At 67.4% G+C, this 634-nt stretch carries 1 protein-coding gene; it reads right to left on the bottom strand.

The window, feature by feature from the left end:
- A partial coding sequence (locus AC1RSK_RS24150; RefSeq protein ID WP_492910254.1) for a transposase occupies positions 1-634 on the bottom strand: 634 nt, incomplete at both ends.

Genomic DNA, 634 nt, shown 5'->3' with positions numbered 1-634 from the left:
GCGGTGAGCTGTGTCCAGGGCTTGTTGTCTCTGAGCATGGCGTTGAGGGTGGTGAGCATTTTCCGGACGACGGCGATGAGCGCGACCTTTGGAGCTTTGCCGCAGTCTCGCAGGCGTTGGTGGAAGGCCCTGAGGGGAGGGTTTGTCCGGCTTGCGGAGAGGGCGGCCATGTAGGCCACGTTGCGGACGCTGGCCCGTCCGCCCCAGATGCTGCGCTTGCCTTTGAGCTTTCCGCTGTCGTGGTCGTAGGGGGCGACGCCGGCCAAGGCGGCGATCTGGCGGGCGGTCAGCTCGCCCAGTTCGGGGAGCATGGCCAGGAGGGTATGGGCCAGCACCGGGCCGACGCCCTTCATGGACCGCAGCAGACGCTCTCTTGCGGCCATCACAGGGTTGGCCTGAACCTGCTCGGCCAGCCGTCTGTCGAGCAGCAGGATATCGGCCTCGATCCGTCGCAGTCGGCGTGTTGTGATGCGCCTGACCAGGGCGTCCTGATGGTGGCCAGCCTGGTTGACCAAGCGGACCTTCTCCTCGCTGAGCTGGCGGCGGACAGTAACCAGCTCGGCCAGCGCCTCGGCGGCCGGATCCTGCCTGGGCTCACGGCAGGGCACGGCCTGGACAAAGCGGGCGATCATCC

The sequence above is a fragment of the Caulobacter sp. GW821-FHT11A05 genome, from assembly GCF_058809015.1.
Note: the sequence above shows the minus strand (reverse complement) of the source record. Positions and strands in the feature narration are given on the sequence as shown.